Source organism: Allorhizobium sp. DMC15, from assembly GCF_056314065.1.
Genome location: NZ_JBQUZB010000002.1, coordinates 1059469 through 1080497, shown reverse-complemented (window position 1 = coordinate 1080497; position 21029 = coordinate 1059469). Strand labels below are relative to the sequence as shown.

The window sequence follows — 21029 nt, the reverse complement described above, 5'->3', positions numbered from 1 at the left end:
TCAGCGCTCCTCTTTGCGTGCAGCGAGCGAGCGTATGTAGATGAGCCCCGCGAGCGAGCAGATCAGGAAGGTGATCGTCGCCTGGGTCGCTGCCTGCAGGGGATCGCGCACGGAGACAAAGGTGCGCAGCATGAAGGGTCCCATCATTTCCGGATTGGTTGGTCCGAGCATGAAGGGCATCAGGACCTGGCCAAAGAAGCCAAGGAAATTAAGGGCCGAGACGATCAGGATCGAATGACTGATCTGCGGCAGAATGATCGACCGGAAAAGGCGCAGCCTGCCGGCCCCGACATCCTTTGCGGCCTCGATCGAGGCATCGGATATGCTGGACAGTCCCGAGATCAGGATCAGCAGCGTCATCGGCATACCGTCCCAAATGAGCCCGATGACCGGACCCCAGGGCGTTGTGATCGGGGACGCGTAATGGGTCATGCCGACCGCGGCGAGCAGGCTCTGCAGCCAGCCATTCGGCCCGAGGTAGCGGATGAGCGCATAGCAGATGATGATGCCCGGCACGAACATTGGAAAGAGCGCAAGGCCCTGGATCAACGCCGCCAGCCAACCCTTGGTGAAGCGCATATAAAGGGCGATTGGCAGATTGACCGCGATAATCAGGACCAGAGCGGCAATCGTCGTCCAGAGGGTGCGAAACAGGTTGGTGAGAGAGTAGGGGTCGGTGAAGAAGAAGACGTAGCTTGAGAAATCCAGCGCTACGCCGCCTTCGGGACGCTGGTGAAAGAGCGTCCCGAAGATGGCAAGTGCGGCGGGATAGAATAGGAAGATAACGATCGCCATGACGGGAATGGCGATGAAGCCGTAACCCAGCCAGTCGATGCCATCGGTCTTTTTCGTCCCGGCCATGAGCACTCCTTAGCGAGCAATATCGGAGGCGACGTTGCGATACCAACCTTCGAACAGCTTCGGTTCCCAGGTGCCGGGGAAGACGGGGATGGATTTCGGCGCCACCTTGGAGAACTTCTCCTGAAGCTCCTTCGAGAGATTTTCCCAGCCGATCGACGGGAAACCACCCAGATCCGTCACCACCTTCTCCTGCACTTCTGCCGAGATGATATAGTCGGCGAGCTTGATCGCAGCGTCCTTGTTCAGGGCAACACTCGGCACGACGACGCCGGAGAAGCCGCCGGTAAACGCCAGATCCTGCAGCTGGGCCACCGCAGTGGTTTCCGGAACCACGCCCTGGCTCATCGCCTGTAGCGCCATGTCCGACCAGGCGACCGTCATCGAGATAGCGCCGGAGGCGAGGAGCTGGATCGAGGCGGTATTGCCGGAGGTGTATTCGCCTCCGTTGAACAGCGACGGCTTGATCTCCTGAAGCAGCGGCCAGAGCTTTTCGAACATCGGGTTCGCATAGTCGTCGGTGTAGTTTTCCGGGAGGAAAAGCTCAGGCTTCTTTCCGGTGACTTCCTGGAGGGCGCGTTCCACGAAGCAAGCGCCGGAATCCCCGAGATCGGGACGGGAGTAGGCAAACTTGCCGGGATTGGCCTTGATCCACTCGACAAGGGCAGGGAAGGTTGTCGGGACGTCCTTCACTTGCTCGGCGTTATACATCAGGACGACCTGCGACCCACGATAGGGCAGCAGGAACGGCGACTGCATGGTGACGGGGTTCACCTTGGCGTAGTTGGAAAGGCCGGCGGTTTCAAAGTTGACCCAAAGGCCCGCTTCAATGGATCCTGCAGGATAGAAGGGCGATGTGGCCTCGAGCATGTCGACTTGCGGGTCCTTCTTGGCCTGGAAGGCAGCCATGGCGCGATCAGCCAGAGCATTGACCCCCGAGCCGCCACCGCCCGGAACGAGGTTCAGGGTCAGCCCATTGTTTGCAGCCTCGAAGCCGGGCTTGATGACGTTCGTCCAGAAGTCGATGATATTGGTGTCGGAATTGAAGAAGATGTCCAGCGTGCCTTCGGCGGCTTCGGAGCTCGAAGGCTTCAAGCCTGCGGCAGCGATGGCCATGCCCGCCGCGGAAAATCTGAGAAAGTCGCGACGATCCATGCGGATAGGTGAATTCATGAAAGTCCTCCATTTGTCATGGTCCTCGCAAGTCGGCTCGCAATGACCTTGTTCCCACAGTCGATAGGATGCGATCTTGTGGCTCGCTCCCCTCTTTTTTTAAATACTTATTGTGAATTATATTGGGACTGTCAAGCGTGGCTCTGATGGATGGCCGCAGCTTGAATACATCGGAGAGGGAGTTTTCAGTGTCTCTTGGCTTCAGCTTTTCGCGCAAGTTCGCACCTGCGGGAGCGGGCTTGTTGCGCTGTTTTTGTTCTGTTGTATTTCTGGCAAATTATTGAAATAAAAGTACTATTTTCCAAAATTTTAAGGTCTGCCCAAATTGGGCAAGGGGGCCCGAATGCTCTGTGATTTACCTGTCTGTGAGCTTGCGGAAATGCGGGCAACATGTTTAATCATCGCAAGGGATTAAATATGCCGGCTCTATGTCGGCCGATGGAGATATGTTGATGAAATCCTATCGCGACCGGCAGCGCAACCTCGAGCAGCTTTCCCGCCATATGGAGGTGTGGGCCGACGAGCTGGGTGCTTTCGAGACACGCGCACTCAGCCCGTTAGGCCCGATCCGAGAACTTTCTCCAGACGGAGCAGCCTCGGTTGTAGCGCCCGGTGCGTCCTGGGCGGGCCGTTTCGGGGTGCATCGCTTTTTCCTCGATGCGCCGGTCACATTGCCAGAAGGGGCTGGTGTCGAGCTACGTCTCGACTTCGGCGGAGAAACGCTGATCCGTCTGGTAGACAGCGCGGGACGGGTGATCGACAGTTTTGCCGGCAACGAGCGTCACAAGCGCTTCGATGCGCCGCGCGGTATTGCGTTCACCATCGAAGCGCAGTCTGTCGCGCGCGGCCTTTTTGGGGTTCCGAACCGCCAGCCGGTATTGCGTGAAGCCGCCGTGCACTATTTTCATCCCGAAGTGCGCGCCCTGCGGCGCCGCATCGAGGTTCTGCGCAATGCCGCGGATACGGTCCATGACAAGGCGCTGGCGCGCGCGTTGTTCGAGGCGGGGGAGGTCGCGCTCGCCGGTTTGCGTTTGCCGACGGTTACCAAGGATGTAGGCCCGCGTCTTGCCACGCGGACCTGGACACTCGATATCTGGGAAAGGAGCTTCGAGCCGACGGACACGCCGGCTCCCGTCGGCGATGAGGCACTCGCGACCGTGGTGGCTGCGACTGCCAAGCTGGATGCGATGCTCGAAGACCTTCGTCGCGCCTATCCCAAGCAAGGGAAGGTTCTCGCCACCGGGCACGCGCATATCGACTACGCCTGGCTATGGCCGCAGCCTGAAACGGTGCGCAAGATCAACCGCACCTTCGCCAGTGTGAACTCGCTGATGCAGAAGCATCCCGATTTTCGGTTCCTGCAGTCCTCCGCACTCTATTATCGGCATATCGAAGAGGAAGATCCCGCGCTTTTCGAGCAGATCCGTGCCCGCATCGCTGAAGGGCGATGGGAGGTGATTGGCGGCATGTGGGTGGAATGCGACACCAACATGCCGTCCGCAGAGGCCTTCCTTCGTCAGTTTATTCACGGACGGCGTTATTTCCGCGACAAGTTCTCGGTCGAAAGCAAGGTGGCTTGGCTTCCCGACACCTTCGGCTTTACGGCTGCGATGCCGCAGATCATGCTTCACGCCGGCGTCGACAAGATGGTGACGATCAAGGTTTCCTGGAACGAAACAAACAAGCTCGACGACAGCCTCTTTCATTGGCAGGGCAATGACGGCTCGCGTGTCCTTGTTCACACGTTCGATGCCTACGACAATGACGGCTACAACATGCTGATGACGCCGGCCGCCCTTCAGGAGGTCTGGGACAAGCATTCTGCCAAGGACATGACAGATGCGGTGATCGCCTCTTATGGATGGGGCGATGGTGGTGGCGGCCCGGACCCGGATCAGATCGAGAGCATCCCGATCATCAATTCCATGCCGGCCATTCCCCACATCGAGCATGCCGCCATCGAACCACATATCGAAATGCTGGCCGGGCAGGCCAAGTCTCTCGCGGTCCCGGTCTGGGCAGGCGAATTGTACCTTGAATATCACCGCGCCACATTGACCACGCAGGGCCGCACGAAGCAGCTCAACAGGCTTGCCGAATACGGTCTCGTGGCAGCCGAGGCTGCAAGCGTCATCGATCGGCTCGATGGTGGAGATACACCGATGCCGGATTTGTCCGCCGAGTGGCAGATGATGCTGAGGAACCAGTTTCACGACATCCTGCCCGGCTCCTCCATTCGCGAGGTCTATGAGCAAACTGAGCCGGAGCTTGAGGCTGTGGTCGCCCGTGCGACTGCGGTGGTCGCGGATCGATTGTCGGCGATCGCAGCGCGGCATAGCGGGGCGGACGAAGGCCTTCTCGTTGCCAACCTCTCCGGGTCCGCCAAATCCGCCTTCCAGATCACGAGCGCGGACCTGCTCCCGGCATCGCTTGCCCCACAGGCGACGGTTGACGGATATGTCACCGCTGTTGATCGGTCCTTGTCGCCGCTTTCTCTTGGTTTCGTCGCAGAGCCTTCCCAGCGTACAGCCACAGCTGCCGTGGAGGGTGGTCGCTACCGACTGGAAAACGAGTTCGTTGCTATCGCGCTCGACGCTTATGGTCGCATCGACAGCTATGTGGACAAAGGGTCCGGCCGCGAGCTTATGGCGGGCCCCGGCAACCGGCTCATGCTCTACCGCAACGACCTGCCGCGCAACTTCGACGCATGGGATATCGAGCCGGGATTCGAACTTGGGGAGGAGGAGTGGCTGTCGCTTGATGACATGACGATCAGTGCCAGCGGGCCGCATCTTGCAGAAATCACGATTACCAGGAGCCATTCGGCGAGCCGGATCGTCCAGCGCCTGCGCCTCTGGTCAAATTCACCGCGCCTGGAGATCGTATCGGATCTCGACTGGCACGACCGGCGCACCTACTTGCGAGCCGCCTTCCCGGTCACGGTTCATGCGGACGAAGCGGTGTACGACCAGGCTGTCGGCGTTACCCGTCGCCCAACGCATGCCAATACGACCTGGCAGCGGGCGCAGTTCGAGGGAAGTGGCCACCGTTTCGTATCGATGTCGGAAACGGATTGGGGGGCGGTCCTCTTGTCGGCGGACAAGTATGGCTTCTCTGCCCGCAACAACGTGATGACGATCAGCCTGATACGCGGGCCAACCTATCCCGACATGCTTGCGGATGAGGGCCATCACCGCTTTACCTATGCGCTGATGGCCCATGACGGACGATGGTGGAGCGAAGCCGTGCAGGCTCAGGCGGATCTGGTGGCGGATCCGCTGCGCTTTGTGCCAGCGAGCGGGAACGGGGCTTACGAAATTCGCCCCGTCGCGTTCTCCGGCCAGCAGGTCCGCTTCCACGCGCTGAAACCAGCCGACGCCGGCGAGAACTATATACTTAGGCTTTCGGAAGTTGCAGGGCGGCGCGGGCGTTTCGGGCTCGATGTGCCGGGAGTTCCAGTTGCTGTCGATGCGATGGAAAATCCGATCGCAGCCGAGCGCCCCGCAATCGAACGTCCGTTCGGGCTGTCGAGCTTCCGTTTCGGTTGATGGCGGCTGCCGAAGGGGGCGGCTGGACGGGGTGGCAGGACCGGTGTTGTAAAGACCGGTTCTACCACCTCCTTCTATCGAGTTGATGGCCTCCTTAGAAAGTCCGTCTAACTGACGGTGGCGTTCTGAAAGTCAAATTCAAAACATTGCGATTTGCGATCGCAAATTTGGCTGGAAGTTCGGCTCGATTTGGCGATAATGCGGATGTTGAGCTGCGAGGATTGGTCGAGCGTTGCGCGACCGATCATTGCTGCTGCAGGTCGAGGCCTAGTGCGACGGTCAGGCCGTTCAGATTCGGGAAGACACATATGAACACCCTTCAGTTTTATATCGATGGCAGCTGGGTCCAGCCGAACTCCACAGACGCCATGGATATCATCAATCCTGCAAGCGGGACTGTCTGTGGCAGGCTGGCGCTCGGCGACCGGACTGACGTGGATCGTGCCGTTGCGGCTGCCGCTCGTGCCTTCGACAGCTGGAGTGCCACGACGCCGGCCGAGCGCAAGGCCGTGCTGCAACGGATCGTGGAGGTGTACCGCCGGCGCCACGACGAGATTGCAGACGCAATCACCATCGAGATGGGCGCGCCGAAGGCGCTGGCCCGTGGTCCCCAAGCGGGCTCGGGGCTGGGGCATCTCGAGGACTTCATTCGGGCCATGGACGACGTTCATTGGGAGCGCCCGCTTTTTCCTGGCGACAAATCCAACCGGATCGTGCTTGAGGCAAAGGGGGTCGCCGCGCTCATCACTCCCTGGAACTGGCCGATGAACCAGGTGACGCTCAAGGTCGGCGCCGCTTTGGCGGCTGGTTGCACCATGGTGTTGAAGCCCTCCGAATTCGCGCCGTTTTCCGCCGCGCTCTTCGCGGAAGTGCTCGATGAGGCGGGTGTCCCGGCCGGGGTGTTCAATCTTATCCACGGCACGGGTGCGGCTGTCGGCGAACGGCTTTCGAGCCATCCGGACGTTGCGGTGATTTCTCTGACCGGGTCCACCCGAGCCGGTGTCGCCGTCAGCAAGGCCGCTGCCGAAACGGTCAAGCGTGTCGGTCTGGAACTCGGCGGCAAGGGTGCCGACATCATTTTCGATGACTGCGATGTGGATGTGGCAGCCGAAGCGACCGCCCGTCACATGTTCCGTAACTCCGGTCAGTCCTGCAATGCGCCTTCGCGTATGCTGGTCCAGCGCAACGTCTATGATCGCGCCGTGGCGGCTGCGGCGCGGGTTGCCAACGAGGTTCGCGTCGGGGACCCGGCGCGAGACGGCATCGAAATGGGTCCGGTTGTCAATGCCGGCCAGTTCGGCCGTATTCGGAGCCTGATCGAAGCCGGAATCGAGGAGGGCGCCAAGCTCGCTGCCGGCGGCCCCGATCTGCCACCAGGGATCGATGGCGGCTACTTCATCCGGCCGACGGTCTTTTCCGACGTGCATAACGGCATGACGGTCGCGCGCGAAGAGATCTTCGGGCCGGTCCTCACCATTCTTCCCTTCGATACGGAAGAAGAAGCGATCGCGATTGCCAACGACAGTGTCTACGGCCTCGCTGCCTACCTCTGGACAAACGATGCTGAAAAAGCCCGTCGCGTGAGCCGCAAACTGCGTGCAGGCATGGTGCGGCTGAATGGAACGGATCTGCCTTACGGTGCCCCGTTCGGTGGTTTCGGACAGTCGGGTATCGGACGTGAGGGTGGCGTCTGGGGTATCGAGGAGTATCTCGAGGTCAAGGCGATCAGCGGCTGGCCCGACGCGGCCTGACGTCGTTGCAGCGAAGGTGTCTCTGTCTTATCCCGTCGTTCGGTGATATCGGGGACATCTACGTTGCCGGCGGCAAGGCTTCGACGTGTCCTCGGCAGACGCATCGAGACGGGAGTAAGCGGTGAAGCCACCTGCGATTATCGGACTTGGAACAGTCGACCTCACGCCTTTGCATGAAGTGGTCTACCAGCGGCTGAACAAGGCCCTAATGGCCGGACAGATCAGGTCGGGACAGAAGCTGACGTCGCGCAAGTTGGCAAAGGAGCTCGGCACGAGCGACATGCCCGTTCGTGCGGCTCTCACCAAGCTTCAGGCGCTGCGCGCACTCGAGCAATTGCCGAACGGTTCGCACGTGCTTCCGCCGATGACAAGGGAGCGTTTTTCCGATCTCGTGCAGAGCCGCATGATCTGTGAACCCGCCCTGACCGAGATTGCTGCGCGCCATATCAAGGCCGCCGATCTTCGTGCCATTCGCAAAGAGGCTTCCGCCCTGACGCAGTCGGCCCGGGATCAGGACATCGACGCTTACCTTCTTCACAATTACGAGTTCAAGTTCAGCATCTATCGCGCCGCCTCTTCCGACAGCATGCTCTTCCTCATCGAGACGATCTGGCTACAGGTCGGGCCTTTCCTCCGGCAGTTCGGCGGACGGTTTGGAGGCAATCTCTCGGGTATCCTCGAGCTTGATTATCACGAAGAGATCGTTGAGGCCCTGGCTCGCGGCGACGGCAAGGCCGCAGCCGAGTTGATGCACAAAGACATTTCCGAGGGATTTGCGTTCCTTCTGCAGAATGCCGATTTTGCGGATCCTTGACGGGGCCAACGGCCTATCCCGACTGAACACCGAGGGCGCCGAATGGGCGCTCTTTTTTTGACTCGCTGACTTCCGGCCGCTTGAAAATTGCGATCGCAGATCGTAAAAATAATTTGATCAAATTTGGAGCCGGCGATGTCGAGTGCGAAGATCTGTTTCGTGACGGTGTCATGTCGAGGATTGAGGCGACTGCCGGTCGAGCCTGTGGCCCGGGGCCCGAAGGTTGTGAGGCACAGGTTGAGCTCCCGGCCCGATGCGGTTTGCGCCGGACCGCTTCACTTGAGGCGCGCTACGGGTGCGTAGACGGCGCTGCTCTCGTTTGTCGCCTCTTTTCCGTTCTCCCCCTCCATCGCAAGAATAGGAGATTGCCTTGTCCCTCTCGAATTCCACGGTAGCGATCCGTCGCCTCGACGCAGCCCATCACCTGCATCCCTTCACCAATGCCCGTGAACTGAACGCCAGAGGTGCACGGGTCATCACCGAGTCGTCAGGGGTTTACCTGCAGGATTCCGAAGGCCATCGTATTCTGGACGGGATGAGCGGTCTGTGGTGCGTCAATGCCGGCCATGGGCGCCGTGATATCATTGACGCCATCTCCCGGCAGCTCGAAGAGTTGACCTTTTACAACACCTTCTTCAACACGACACATCCTTCGGTCGCGGAGCTCTCGGGCCTGCTGAGTGAGATCACGCCTCCCCAGTTCAACTATTTCCATTACACTGGCTCCGGATCGGAATCGAACGACACCATATTCCGCCTCGTCCGCTACTATTGGGAGCTGATGGGCAAGCCGGAAAAGAGCGTCTTCATATCGCGGCGCGGGGGCTATCATGGCTCCACCGTCGCCGCCGCGTCCCTTGGGGGCTTTGGCTCCATGCACAAGCAGGGCGGCCTCCCGATCCCGGGTATCTACCATGCCCCATCGCCGGACTGGTGGAGTTATGGCGGTGAAATGAGCCCGGACGAGTTCGGACGTCATGTGGCAGAGCAGACGCTGTCACTGATCGATGCCATCGGCGTTGATCGTGTCGGTGCGATGATCGGTGAACCGATCATGGGCGCTGGCGGCGTCATCATCCCGCCGAAGACCTACTGGCCGGTGCTGGCGGCCGGACTGAAGGAACGGGATATCCTATTGATTTCGGACGAGGTCATCTGCGGATTTGGACGCACCGGGCAGTGGTTCGGCTGTGAACTGATGGGAACCGAGCCGGATTTCCTTACCATGGCCAAGGGCATCACGTCCGGTTACATCCCGCTCGGTGCAGTTGCTGTGTCGGATCGGGTGGCCCAGGTTCTCATCGAAAAGGGCGGGGAGTTCGCACATGGCCATACCTATTCTGGTCATCCCGCCGCCTGTGCGGCAGCCATCGCGACGTTAAAGATCCTGCGCGACGAAAAACTTGTCGACCGCGTTCGTGACGATATCGGACCTTATCTGAAGGAGAAGTGGCAGACGCTCGTCGAGCACCCGATTGTCGGGGAGGCTGTCATGGAAGGCCTGATCGGAGCCTTCCAGTTTACCAGGGACAAGTCGTCGCGTCAGGGCTTCGACGAGGATGCCCGCATCGGTATGATTGCGCGCGAGCATTCCTTTGCGAATGGCCTCGTCATGCGGGCGGTCGGCGACCGGATGGTGATCGCGCCGCCTTTCACACTGAGCCATGCCGAAGCCGACGAACTTGTGGCGATCGCCAGTAAGGTGATCGACCTGACCTATGCCGATGCCAAATCCGGCGGCCTGATTGGCTAAGCGCTCGCTACGTCGCCATCATACAAAGGGATCAATGGATCGCGAGGGGACAGTTAGTGGGACTATCCCGCCGACACCAAGCGTTCCCTTCTGGGTGGACGGGAGATGACGCGGATGCCATTGCTTCTCTCGATCCGGCAATCAACCAAATGACTCAACAGGGAGCAGATATGACCGCGACAGCCTTGGTCCTGGTGGATTTTCAGAACGATTATTTCGAGGGTGGAGCCTTCACGCTCGTCGGTACCGCCGCGGCGGCCGCGAAAGCGCGCACGGTGCTTGATCGATTCCGTGCCAATCAAGAAACGGTGGTTCATATCCGCCATCATGCGGGTGAAGAAGACGCGACCTTCTTCGTTCCGGGCACGCCGGGTGCCGATATCAACACCCTGGTGTCTCCCGCCGAAGGCGAAACGGTGGTGACAAAAGCGAACATCAACGGGTTTCTCGGGACCGATCTTAAGGCGATCCTTGACGCTCAGGGCGTGACGGACCTGGTGGTCGTCGGAGCCATGAGCCACATGTGCATTGATGCCCTCGTCCGGGCGGCGTCGGACCTCGGATATGCGGTGACGGTGCTCCACGATGCGGTGGCGACCCGCGATCTGGAGTTCGGCGGGAAAACCGTATCGGCCGCCGACGTGCATGCGTCTTTCATGGCTGCACTGGCGTTCGCTTATGCGAATGTCGTGAGCACCGACGACTTCTTGAACAGCTAACGGCAGTGGCTTCGGCCGCTCTCCACAATTTCGGATGGGCGAAGCGTCACGGCACCTTCCGAGGAGGCACGCCGGGCAGGTCGGCGGGCCGCCGACCTGTCCGGCCCTAAACGCGTGCGGTTAGATCAACGCTTCCCACAGTTCGATGTAAACGTGATCCTGATCGTCGGCTTCGGCGAGCGCCGTGCCGAAGTAAACAGCCTTGCCGAGCGAGGCGTGGGGTCCTTCTGGGACCTCCAACGTCGCCCGGGTGCGTCCGTGGTAGCTGCCATCGGTTTGCCGCACCATCCTGCCGGCGTTGTTGACCATCATCGGCGTTCCATCCTCCAGTTCGATGACGTATCGTGCCTCTACGGCGTAGGAACCGTCGGGCAGAGCGATGGCGAAATCTGCTCCGCCTGGCAGGATGCGCCCAGTCAAGGCTCTGCCCTTTGCCTCACCACCGGTAATGGGGAAATAGGCGCGGACGTGGCCCTCCGTTGTTGGATACTCGATCGCAGGACCGATATCGGCGCGGATCACGCAGGCCTTGGCGAGTGTCGGCGCATCAAGGCTCCGGCCCGCGCCCAGGGTCGTCATGTCGAAGGTGATGTCTTCAGGCTTCATGGGTGATCCGTCCATTGCACACGGTCATGACGATGCCGAGCGAGGCGATTTCTTCCGCCGGCGTTGACTCGATGTCGCCCGACAACAGGACGATGTCGGCGAGCATCCCGGCTTTGAGACGTCCCGTTTTCTGTTCCATGTGGCCCGCATAGGCACCGTTGCAGGTGAAGGCCTCGAGAACCTGGTGAAGCGGAAGCCGCTGGTCCGGGAGGCCCGGGAGGTGCGGTTGCCGGGTCAGCGCCGTCTGGATGCCGAGCAGCGGGTCCACCGGCACGATCGGCCAATCCGAGGAAAATGCGACGGTCGCACCGGCCTCCGCAAGGGTGCGCCAGGCGTAGGCATGTGCTGCCCGCTCCGGTCCGATGCTGCGCGAGGTCGGTGTCTCTCCGACCGGGGCGTGAAGCGGCTGGAACGAGGCGATGACGCCGAGATCGGCAAACCGCGGCACATCGGCAGGATCGATCATTTCCACATGCTCGATGCGGTGGCGGCTGTCACGCCGACCGTTCGCGTCACGGGCCGCCTCGTAGCCGTCGAGGGCAATGCGGACAGCAGCGTCGCCGATGGCATGCACGGTGATCTGCAAACCGCGGCGATCGGCTTCAATGGCCGCTTGCCGGAAGCTCTCACGATCGAAGATGGGCTCGCCGCGCAGACCCGGACGGTCGGCATAATCGGCCAGCATGGAGGCCGTGCCGCTTTCTATCACGCCATCTACGAAGATCTTGACGCGACCGCAGCTCAGCTTGTCCCCGGTGAAATCGCGGGTCATGTCGGAGGCGCGTTCGAGCTCAGAGAGTGGCATCTCACGCGTCAGGTGGAAGGGGACCGAGGTGCGGGCCAGCAGTCCGTCTTCCTTTTCGACATCGCGCAACAGTTCGAGCAGGTGGCGGTTCCCGTCCATGTTGTGGATCGAGGTGATGCCCTTGGATGCGACAAAGCGCATGCCTGACTTGAGGATCTCCACGTCCTCCCGCCATTCCGCCTCGGTCGGCGGGATCGGTGGTTCAATGCCGGACATGCCGAACATTTCGCGTCCACCTGACGTGCGAAGTTCCAGCACCGGAACCAATGCGAATTTTTCCCGCAATTCGCCCGTGGCCAGACCATCATCGCCCATGACAACCTCGTTGCCGACAGGCAAGTCGCGTCCATGCAGCAGCCCGGCGGCTTGGAGAGCCGCAGTATTGGCAAACAGTGTATGGAAGTCGTAGGCCATGACGGCCAGTGGACGGTCCGGGCACATGGCGTCGAGGGCATGGCGGTCGAGGCGGGTGCCGGGGCCGAGCAGTTCATAATCCGCACCCTGCGCGAACAGCAGGCCTTCATCTGGACGGTCTGCGGCGAAGGCGGAGACTGCGGCCTTCATCGCCTCGAAGCCTCTGATGTCGGCGAGTTGCAGCAGGGTCTGTCCATAGGCACCGGAAAAGATGTGCACGTGACTTTCCACGAAACCCGGCATTAGGGTGGCGCCTTGAGCATCAACGACGCGGGTTTCCGCGCCGGCATGACTGCGGACTTCATTCTCATCACCGACGGCGATGATGCGGTTTCCAGCAACGGCAAGCGCATTCGCATGCGGTTTGTCCGCATCCATCGTCAGGATGCGGGCGTTGATGAAGAGCAGCGATGCCGTCATGCGGGTTGTCCTTTGCGCTTGGGAGATTTGATGCTCTGCTCATCGAACAACAGGTTCACGAGGGGCGGGATCCGCGTCTGCAAGACGGCTTCATGCTCGGCAAGGCTCTGATCTTCATTGGTGATCAGGCTGATGAAGCAGGGCATCCAGACGTCGTGAAGCAATCTCCCGATGAAGGCAGGTGAAACCTCTCCTCCCGACCGCGTATGGATGTCGAGGTCTGCGATGTATTCCGCGACCACGTTCACCAGTGCTTCTGAAACACTCTGATATTGAACGGCGAGTTCCGTGGCCGGCTGGCGAATGGCTGCCGCTTCCGCGTAGCGCCAGACCCGCTTGTCTGCAATTTCCAGTGTACGGAGCGATACACGCAGAAAAAATCCGACCAAGAGCTCTCCGAGGTCGACCCCTTCGCGCCAATGGAGGTTGCGGTCTTGTTCGCGGGCTTCGGTGGTGCCTTCACTGATCAGCGCGATCAGCACTCCGTCTTTCGACCCGAAATAATTGAAAACCGTCGGAGGCGATATGCCTGCTGCGGCGGCGATATCGGCCATTGTGGTCGCGTCGACGCCTTGCTGATCGAACAATCTCCTGGCCGCCGCAATGATTTCATCGCGCCGCTTGGCCTTCTTCCGACTTCTCAGCCCTGGTTCCCCTGGCATTACGGGGGTCGATACGTCGGTCATGTGCATTTCGCCATAAAATATTTATTACGATAAAAAATTTTATTGACTAAAGATATTTTGTCAATACGCATATTAAAAAGACCTTTGGGGAACGAGAGGCGCATGCTTGATATCCGAGAATTATCGAAGCGGTTCGGTCACGGGAACGGGACGGTCACTGCTTTGCACGAAGTCAGTTTCTCCATCGCAGAGGGCGAGTTTTTTACTCTTTTGGGACCCTCGGGCTGTGGCAAGACCACGCTCCTGCGGTTGATCGCCGGGTTCAGCAGCCCAAGTAGCGGCTCCCTGGTGCTTGACGGGGAGGACATCGCCCAGATGCCGCCCAACCGGCGCCCCGTCAACACGGTGTTCCAGAACTATGCGCTCTTTCCGCACATGACGGTGGGCCAGAACGTCGCCTTTGCACTCGAGGCGCTCGGGCGACCTCGTGCAGAGATCGATCCTGCCGTCGATGCCATGCTGACGCTCGTGCAGCTGTCGCATCTTAAACATCGAAAGAGCGTGGAACTGTCAGGCGGGCAGCAGCAGCGCGTGGCACTGGCCCGTGCTCTGGCCGCCAAGCCGCGGATACTCCTGCTCGATGAACCCCTGTCAGCTCTCGACATGAAGTTGCGCAAGGAGATGCAGGTCGAATTGAAACGCCTGCAGCGCGAAACGGGCCTGACCTTCATCTTCGTGACGCACGACCAGGAAGAAGCGCTGACCATGTCGGACCGCATCGCCGTGATGAGCGGCGGGCGCGTTCAGCAGATCGCGTCTCCCGGTGAACTCTACAAAAAACCGGCCAACCGCTTCGTCGCCGGTTTCATCGGTGAATCGAACTTCCTGACAGGTCAGGCGGCAAACGGTCTTGTCACGGTCGGAGCCGGCCAGATCGCGCTGCCGGGCGCGACAAACGGTGAGCTCACGCTGATGGTTCGGCCGGAGCACGTGGCGCTGGGGGCGAACCTTCCGAATGGGCTCAACCTCTCCGGAACCATCTCCCAAATCGTGTTCCTCGGCACGGACAGTCATGTGCATCTCGCTCTGCCCGATGGAGCTGCGCTCGTTGCTCGTGTGCAGAACAGTCTCAACGGGGATCGCAACTTCACTGAGGGGCAGGCGATCTCGATCGCGCTGCCGGCGGAGGCTCTGCGGATCATTGCCGATGAGGAGGCGCGTCGATGAAATTGTCCGAGACGTCCCGCCGCTGGGGCCTCTTGTTGCCCGCGATCGTGACGATCATGCTGTTCTCGATCCTGCCGCTCGGTGTCGTTCTACTCTATTCGTTCCTCACTCCCGGCGACTTCGGCAATGTCAACTGGATCTTCTCGACAAACGGCTGGTTCTCCGTGCTTTTCGAGCGGGACATTTTCGATGACTCCGTGACAGTGTCGGGGGCCAATCTGGCCATTCTCGGCCGTTCCGTCGGCCTTTCTCTCGCGACCACCATCATAACTCTTATTTTCGGCCTGCCGACGGCCTGGTTCATTGCCACACGACCCCTATCCCAGCGCGGGTTCTGGCTCTTCCTGATTACGATCCCGTTCTGGACAAACCTCCTGGTCCGCACCATCGCGGTTCAGGAAATGATCCGGTCCGAAGGCGTGTTGAACCGGATCCTGCTGGCGGTGGGCATCATTGATCAGCCGTTGCAGTTGATGTTCACCAACTTCGCGGTGCTGCTGGGGATGGCCTATGTCTTCCTGCCGCTGATGGTCTTGCCGGTCTATGCCGCCATCGAGAAGTTCGACTTCACACTCGCAGAAGCGAGTTACGATCTCTACGCTTCGCGTTTCTATTGCCTTCGCCGAGTCATCCTGCCGCTGGTGCGACCCGGCATCATCGCGGGCTCCATTCTGGTGTTCGTGCCGGCACTGGGAGCCTATGTCACGCCGCGCATCATGGGCGGAGGCAAGTCGATGATGCTCGGCAATCTGATCGAAATGCAGTTCGGTCAAGGGCGGAACTGGCCGCTGGGTGCGGCACTGGCGATCACACTGACCGTTCTCGTCCTGCTTGCATTGATCTGGTACACGCGCATCACCTCCGAAAAGAAGGAGCGCAGCCATGGCTGAGGGCACTTTCAGCGTCAAACGGTTGCCCGGGGCGGCATTCCTGGCAATCACCTGCTTCGTCATCCTGTATATTCCGATGGTCATCCTGGTCGCCTACTCGTTCAATTCGGGCAAGGTGATCGGCAACTGGGAAGGCTTCTCCATCCGCTGGTATGAGGCAGCGCTCCAGAACCAGGCGTTCATGGATGCGGCCGTAAATTCTCTCATCCTGGCAACGACGGCGGGGGTTCTCGCGACCATCATGGCGACAATGGCTGCTCTGGCGACCAGCCGGACTGCCGCGTTTCGCGGAGAGGGGATCGTTCATGTCATCCTGAACCAACCCCTGATGGTCCCTGAAATCGTGCTGGCGATCGCATTGCTCATCATCATCGGCCAGATCAAGCAGATCACAGGCTATACCGGGCTCGGCTTTCTCATCGCGGCCCACACCACCTTCTGCATTCCTTTTGCGTATCTGCCGATCCGTGCACGGCTGGCGAGCATGGATATCAGCCTGGAGACGGCTGCCGCCGATCTCTATGCGAGCCGTTTCTATGCGTTCAGGCGGGTGACACTTCCCCTGCTCATGCCCGGTATCATGGCCGGTTTCATGCTGGCTTTCGTGGTTTCGCTTGATGATCTCGTCATGACTGAATTCCTGAAATCTCCAGGGCAGGAAACCCTGCCGACCTATCTGATGGGTGAACTTCGGCGGAATCTCACCTCAGAAATCTACGCCATTTCCTCGCTTCTTCTTCTGATCAGCGTGCTGATCGTGGCCGGGTCATGGGTAGCAACACGAAAGAAAGACTGAACTTTCAGAGGAGAACGCAATGAACATGACATGCAGACTGGCCACCGCAGCAGGTCTCCTGTTGACGACGGCAATCCCTGCCTTTGCCGAAGGGCAGCTGAACATCTTTAATTTTGGCCTCTACACGCCGCCGGACCTGATCAAGAAATTCGAAGAAAAATACGACGTGAAGGTCACCCTCACCGAATACGATTCCAACGAGACCGCGATGGCCAAGATCGAGGCCGGTGGTCATGGCTTCGACATCGTCGTGCCCTCCGCTTCGGTGGTGCCGATCTATATCGAAAAGGGTCTGCTTCTGAAGAGTGAGCCCAATCAAATGGCGAACTTCAAGAACGTAAACCCCGAATGGGTCGATGTCGCCTGGGACAGCGGTCGCCACTATACGGTTCCTTGGGTCTGGGGCACGACAGGGGTGATGGTCAACACCAAGGTGTATAAGGGTGACATCAACACCACCGCCGTGATCTTCGATCCGCCGGAAGAGCTCAAGGGCAAGATCAATGTCGTTCCCCAGATGAACGACGTGATCGACATGGCGATCAACTATGTCGGCGGCGAGGCCTGCACGACTGACAAGGCGATCCTGAAAGCCGCCCGTGACAAGCTGATGGCTGCCAAGCCCTACTGGGCCTCGATCGACTATGCGAGCTTCGAGAAATTCATCAAGGAAGATCTCAATGCCTCGATCTTCTGGTCGGGGGCGGCCATGCGTATCCGCGCGGAAAACCCGGGCTTCGCCTATGGTTATCCGAAGGAAGGCTTTTCGTTGTGGCAGGACAACGTTGCGATCCTCGCTGACGCGAAGAATGTCGATAACGCCAAGCGGTTCCTAGACTTCATCATGGACCCGGAAAATGCGGCCCTGATTTCCAATTACACGCGTTATGGCAATGCCATCGTCGGATCTGAGAAGTTCATGGATCCCGAGTTGCCGAAGGCACCGGAGATGAATATCCCGGCCGAGTTCAAGACTGCGGCCCACTTCCAGGTGACTTGCCCGACCGATGTCCAGCAGATCTACGCCCGAATCTGGACCGATCTGACGAAGTAAGAAGAACATGATCCGGCTGGCTTCGTTGCCGGCCGGATCTTTTCTCTGCCTGCTATGCGGCCAGCGACAACCGCCGAGAACTGGTCAGAAAGCGCTGCCAAGGATCAGCCGCGGGTCAATCCATGGATCCTTTCCTCTCGCGGGTGGCAAAATGGTGCGAAATGTGCCACATGCATCCGTGGAAGGATGATCATGGAAGATGCAAACCTGAGAGATGACACGCGGCTCCGGCAGCCCAGACATCTCGCAGCCGTCATCGTAAGCCTGTTCGCGTCTCTGCTGCTTCTGTGTGGCGGTGATGTTTTTGGCCGTTTCCACCCGGGGATGTCCTCCGCCGGCGCCATCTCGCGTTCGGACAATGGGCAGGTGGTGGCCGGCGGTCATGGCGAAACACGCTTCCTGACTTCCGCCGATCAGTCTGCTCGCCCGAAAATGCGGCCCTGGGCCTCGGGCGATGGCTGTCTTGTACCGGATATTTCGACCTTGTGGATGTGTCGCCATGGCGACCTGATGCAGCGTTTCTCGGTCGCCAATACGCGCCTTGATGCGCCGCAACCCTATTGGTCGCGTGCACCACCCAAAATCCAGCTCACCGCCTGACCGTATCGCCGCCATCGATTGGATGGCTCGACCCGTTTGTACTGCGGCCTTGATGGCTGTGGTGGCAACATGCTGGATTCATAATGAAAAACTCCCTCTTGAAGGTGATGGGCTACATGCTCGTCATCCTGCTCGGCTTGCTCATCGCCTTGCCGAATGTTCTGCCCGACTCGACCCTTTCCCGACTTCCCTCCTGGATGCCGCATCAGCGTGTGTCTCTCGGTCTTGACCTGCGCGGCGGCTCCCATCTCGTACTTGAAGTGGACCGGCAGGCTCTGGTGGACGAATGGCTGCAGAGCCTTACACAGGAGGCTCGGTCGACCCTGGTCGAGGCGCGCGTGCAGACCCGCAGCGTCCGCCGCGATAGCGGTGCCGTCGCCGTGGTCCTCGCCGATCCCGCGCAAAGCCAGGCGGCGATCGAGGCACTTGCGGTGCTGAACAACCCCGCCGTCACGCTGACGGGTACGGGTTCTCCGGAACTCGCCATCACCTCGGACGGGGCGAGTACCGTGAGAATGGCCCCGACAGAGCAGGGCATCACGTCCCGCATGAGCCATGCCGTCGAGCAGAGCCTCGAAGTCATCCGCCAGCGCGTCGATCAGGTCGGCGTCGCCGAGCCGACGATCCAGCGGGTCGGCGCCGACCGTGTTCTCGTGCAGCTTCCGGGGGAGCAAGACCCGTCGCGGCTGCGTGCACTTCTCGGCACCACCGCCAAGATGAGTTTCCATCTCCTGGGCGAAGCCGGAACCGCTGGCGTCAAGATGCTGGCCGACGAGAGCGGTCGCAGCTATCCGGTACAGTCGACCGTCCTGCTGGCCGGTGACCGGCTGACCGATGCACGCGCCCAATTCGATCCGCAGGGCGGCCAGCCCGTTGTTTCCTTCCGCTTCGATGGCGTGGGGGCGGATCGCTTTGCCCGCATCACCCGAGACAATGTCGGTCGCCCTTTCGCCATCGTGCTCGACGACAAGGTGCTGAGCGCGCCGGTCATCCGTGAACCGATTACCGGCGGTGCCGGGCAGATCTCGGGTGCGTTTTCGGTCGACGAAGCCAATACGCTCGCTGCTCTGTTGAGGGCGGGTGCCCTGCCGGCGAAACTTACCGTCATCGAGGAGCGCACCGTCGGTGCCGATCTCGGCAGTGATGCGATCGAGATGGGGATCATGTCGGGTCTCGCCGGCTTTTGCCTCGTGGTCGTCTTCATCCTGAGCCTCTACGGCGCCTGGGGCCTGCTTGCCGTGCTGGCGCTCACGTTGAACGTGATCCTGACCTTTGCCGGCCTCACTCTGATCGGTGCCACGCTTACCTTGCCAGGTATTGCCGGCATCGTGCTCGGGATCGGTCTCGCCGTTGACGCCAATGTTCTGATCAACGAGCGTATCCGCGAGGAGGTCGGAAAGGGGCGAGGGGCTTTTGCCGCCATCGATCACGGCTTCTCAAAAGCCTATTCGACAATCATCGACAGCAACGTCACGGCTCTTATTGCGACCGTCCTGCTGTTCTGGTTCGGCTCCGGCCCGGTGCGCGGATTTGCCGTCACCATGGGCCTTGGCATTGCCATCTCGATGTTCACGGCAGTCTCCGTCGTGCGGGTGGCGATGGTGGCAATCGCCCGCCGCTACAAGCTGAAATCGATCACCATCAAGCCGCTTTTGCCGTTCAAGCTGATCAAGGACGGCACGAAGATCGACTTCATGAAGGCGCGATTGATCGGCATCGGCGTGTCGGCCTTTCTGTCGATTTCGTCTATCATCCTGTTCATTACGCCCGGTCTCAACTACGGCGTCGACTTCAAGGGCGGCATCCAGCTGGAGCTCTCGACGACCGGGCCGGCGGATCTTGCAGGCTTGCGCTCAGGCATCGAGGCATTGAACCTCGGAGAGGTGGCGCTTCAGGAATTCGGAGACAGCAGCCATGTCATGCTGCGCCTCGAACGCCAGCCGGGCGGTGAGCCGGCGCAGACCGATGCTGTCGAGAAGGTGCGTCAGACCATTCAAGCTCTCGATGCTTCCGCCAAGATCGAGCGGACGGAGGTGGTTGGTCCCAAGGTAAGCGGCGAATTGGCCACGGCCGGACTGACCTCCGTCATTCTCGCTTCGCTCGCGATGCTCGTCTACATCTGGGTCCGGTTTGACTGGCCATTCGCGGTCGGGGCGATTGCGACCCTCATCCTCGACGTGACAAAGACGATCGGCTTCTTCGCGCTGACAGGACTCGACTTTAATCTCACCGCGATCGCCGCGCTGCTGACGCTGGTCGGCTATTCCGTCAATGACAAGGTCGTGGTTTACGACCGCATGCGCGAGAACATGCGGCTCTACAAAGCCATGCCATTCCGGGATCTGATCAATCTGTCGATCAACGAAACGCTGGCGCGAAGTCTCTACACCTCAGCCACGGCCTTCCTCGCGATGGTGCCCATGGCGATCTGGGGCGGCAGTGCGGTGGAGAGCTTTGCTGTCCCGATGGTGTTCGGCATCTTCATCGCCGCGTCTTCCTCGGTGTTCATCGCGGCTCCGATCCTGTTGTTCCTCGGAGACTGGCGGACACGTCGGAAGGCGCGCCTGGGCGCGCGTGTCGAGGAGCAGCCGGCTGTCTGAGAACAGCGGGCGAGGCGGATTTTCCGCCTCGCCCGCGTTACTCCTGTTGCGAAAGGCAGCGCAGCCCTGGGCAGCCAGCCACGCGCAGGAAGCTCAAGCCTTCCCGCTCGAAGGCCTGCCGCAACTGCGCTTCGGTGGAGCGATGCAGACCATGCCGCTGCCCTTCGAAGTCGCGTATGGTGCTTCGCGACACATTCGATCGGCTGGCCAGGTCATCTTGGGTCCAGTTGAGATAGCCTCGGGCCGCCCGACAGAGCGCAGGCGAAAAAACAATGTCGTTATCGGGTTGAACCATGGTTAAAATTGCCCATTTAGGGTGATATTGCCTATTTAGGGTGAGATTCATTTATTTTCCAGTCTCGGGCGTGCGCGTGA

17 protein-coding genes are annotated in these 21029 nt (G+C 60.2%); 11 read left to right on the top strand and 6 right to left on the bottom strand.

What is annotated here, in order from left to right:
- Complete coding sequence (locus ACT53S_RS13760; protein ID WP_476067396.1) at positions 1 to 861, bottom strand: ABC transporter permease; 861 nt, start codon at positions 859 to 861, stop codon at positions 1 to 3.
- A gap of 9 nt (positions 862 to 870) precedes the next feature.
- Complete coding sequence (locus tag ACT53S_RS13755) at positions 871 to 2031, bottom strand: extracellular solute-binding protein (RefSeq protein ID WP_476067395.1); 1161 nt, start codon at positions 2029 to 2031, stop codon at positions 871 to 873.
- A 452-nt stretch (positions 2032 to 2483) separates the two neighbouring features.
- Here ACT53S_RS13755 and ACT53S_RS13750 point away from each other — a divergent pair, with 452 nt between their 5' ends.
- The 5 genes from ACT53S_RS13750 to ACT53S_RS13730 all read left to right on the top strand — a co-directional run bounded on the left by ACT53S_RS13750 (position 2484) and on the right by ACT53S_RS13730 (position 10616).
- Positions 2484 to 5579: an alpha-mannosidase gene (locus tag ACT53S_RS13750; protein WP_476067394.1), complete on the top strand. Its 3096-nt coding sequence runs from the start codon at positions 2484 to 2486 to the stop codon at positions 5577 to 5579.
- A 308-nt stretch (positions 5580 to 5887) separates the two neighbouring features.
- Positions 5888 to 7330 carry an aldehyde dehydrogenase family protein gene (locus ACT53S_RS13745; protein ID WP_476067393.1) on the top strand — a complete coding sequence of 481 codons (1443 nt, stop codon included), beginning with the start codon at positions 5888 to 5890 and terminating at the stop codon, positions 7328 to 7330.
- Positions 7331 to 7451: 121 nt separating this feature from the next.
- Positions 7452 to 8144 carry a GntR family transcriptional regulator gene (locus tag ACT53S_RS13740; protein ID WP_476067392.1) on the top strand — a complete coding sequence of 231 codons (693 nt, stop codon included), beginning with the start codon at positions 7452 to 7454 and terminating at the stop codon, positions 8142 to 8144.
- 370 nt (positions 8145 to 8514) lie between these two features.
- The gene (locus ACT53S_RS13735) at positions 8515 to 9897 is read left to right on the top strand and encodes an aminotransferase (RefSeq protein ID WP_476067391.1); all 1383 of its coding nucleotides are present in this window, start codon (positions 8515 to 8517) and stop codon (positions 9895 to 9897) included.
- 170 nt (positions 9898 to 10067) lie between these two features.
- Positions 10068 to 10616, top strand: coding sequence for a cysteine hydrolase family protein (locus ACT53S_RS13730; RefSeq protein WP_476067390.1), 549 nt, complete (start codon positions 10068 to 10070; stop codon positions 10614 to 10616).
- A 120-nt stretch (positions 10617 to 10736) separates the two neighbouring features.
- Here the strand turns inward: ACT53S_RS13730 and ACT53S_RS13725 are convergent, their stop codons facing one another.
- The 3 genes from ACT53S_RS13725 to ACT53S_RS13715 are packed head-to-tail and all read right to left on the bottom strand — an operon-like array spanning position 10737 to position 13547.
- A complete protein-coding gene (locus tag ACT53S_RS13725) occupies positions 10737 to 11222 on the bottom strand; it encodes a DUF3237 family protein (protein WP_476067389.1) in 486 nt (161 codons plus the stop codon).
- Entirely contained in the window at positions 11212 to 12861 is a 1650-nt protein-coding gene (locus tag ACT53S_RS13720) for an amidohydrolase (RefSeq protein ID WP_476067388.1), read from the bottom strand. The genes ACT53S_RS13725 and ACT53S_RS13720 overlap by 11 nt, the downstream gene beginning before the upstream one ends.
- Entirely contained in the window at positions 12858 to 13547 is a 690-nt protein-coding gene (locus tag ACT53S_RS13715; RefSeq protein ID WP_476067387.1) for a TetR/AcrR family transcriptional regulator, read from the bottom strand. The genes ACT53S_RS13720 and ACT53S_RS13715 overlap by 4 nt, the downstream gene beginning before the upstream one ends.
- Before the next feature lie 102 nt (positions 13548 to 13649).
- Between ACT53S_RS13715 and ACT53S_RS13710 the strand changes: the two genes are divergently transcribed.
- From ACT53S_RS13710 to secD, 6 genes are all read left to right on the top strand, one after another.
- The gene (locus ACT53S_RS13710; protein WP_476067386.1) at positions 13650 to 14714 is read left to right on the top strand and encodes an ABC transporter ATP-binding protein; all 1065 of its coding nucleotides are present in this window, start codon (positions 13650 to 13652) and stop codon (positions 14712 to 14714) included.
- A complete protein-coding gene (locus ACT53S_RS13705; RefSeq protein ID WP_113378653.1) occupies positions 14711 to 15604 on the top strand; it encodes an ABC transporter permease in 894 nt (297 codons plus the stop codon). Before ACT53S_RS13710 ends, ACT53S_RS13705 begins: the two co-directional genes overlap by 4 nt.
- Positions 15597 to 16400: an ABC transporter permease gene (locus ACT53S_RS13700; protein WP_476067385.1), complete on the top strand. Its 804-nt coding sequence runs from the start codon at positions 15597 to 15599 to the stop codon at positions 16398 to 16400. Before ACT53S_RS13705 ends, ACT53S_RS13700 begins: the two co-directional genes overlap by 8 nt.
- Before the next feature lie 19 nt (positions 16401 to 16419).
- Positions 16420 to 17454: an extracellular solute-binding protein gene (locus tag ACT53S_RS13695; protein WP_476067384.1), complete on the top strand. Its 1035-nt coding sequence runs from the start codon at positions 16420 to 16422 to the stop codon at positions 17452 to 17454.
- 192 nt (positions 17455 to 17646) lie between these two features.
- The gene (locus ACT53S_RS13690) at positions 17647 to 18054 is read left to right on the top strand and encodes a hypothetical protein (RefSeq protein ID WP_476067383.1); all 408 of its coding nucleotides are present in this window, start codon (positions 17647 to 17649) and stop codon (positions 18052 to 18054) included.
- 83 nt (positions 18055 to 18137) lie between these two features.
- The gene (gene secD, locus ACT53S_RS13685) at positions 18138 to 20654 is read left to right on the top strand and encodes a protein translocase subunit SecD (RefSeq protein WP_476067382.1); all 2517 of its coding nucleotides are present in this window, start codon (positions 18138 to 18140) and stop codon (positions 20652 to 20654) included.
- 37 nt (positions 20655 to 20691) lie between these two features.
- Here secD and ACT53S_RS13680 read toward each other — a convergent pair whose 3' ends face one another.
- The gene (locus ACT53S_RS13680) at positions 20692 to 20949 is read right to left on the bottom strand and encodes a helix-turn-helix domain-containing protein (RefSeq protein WP_142071575.1); all 258 of its coding nucleotides are present in this window, start codon (positions 20947 to 20949) and stop codon (positions 20692 to 20694) included.
- Between the last annotated feature and the right edge of the window lie 80 nt (positions 20950 to 21029).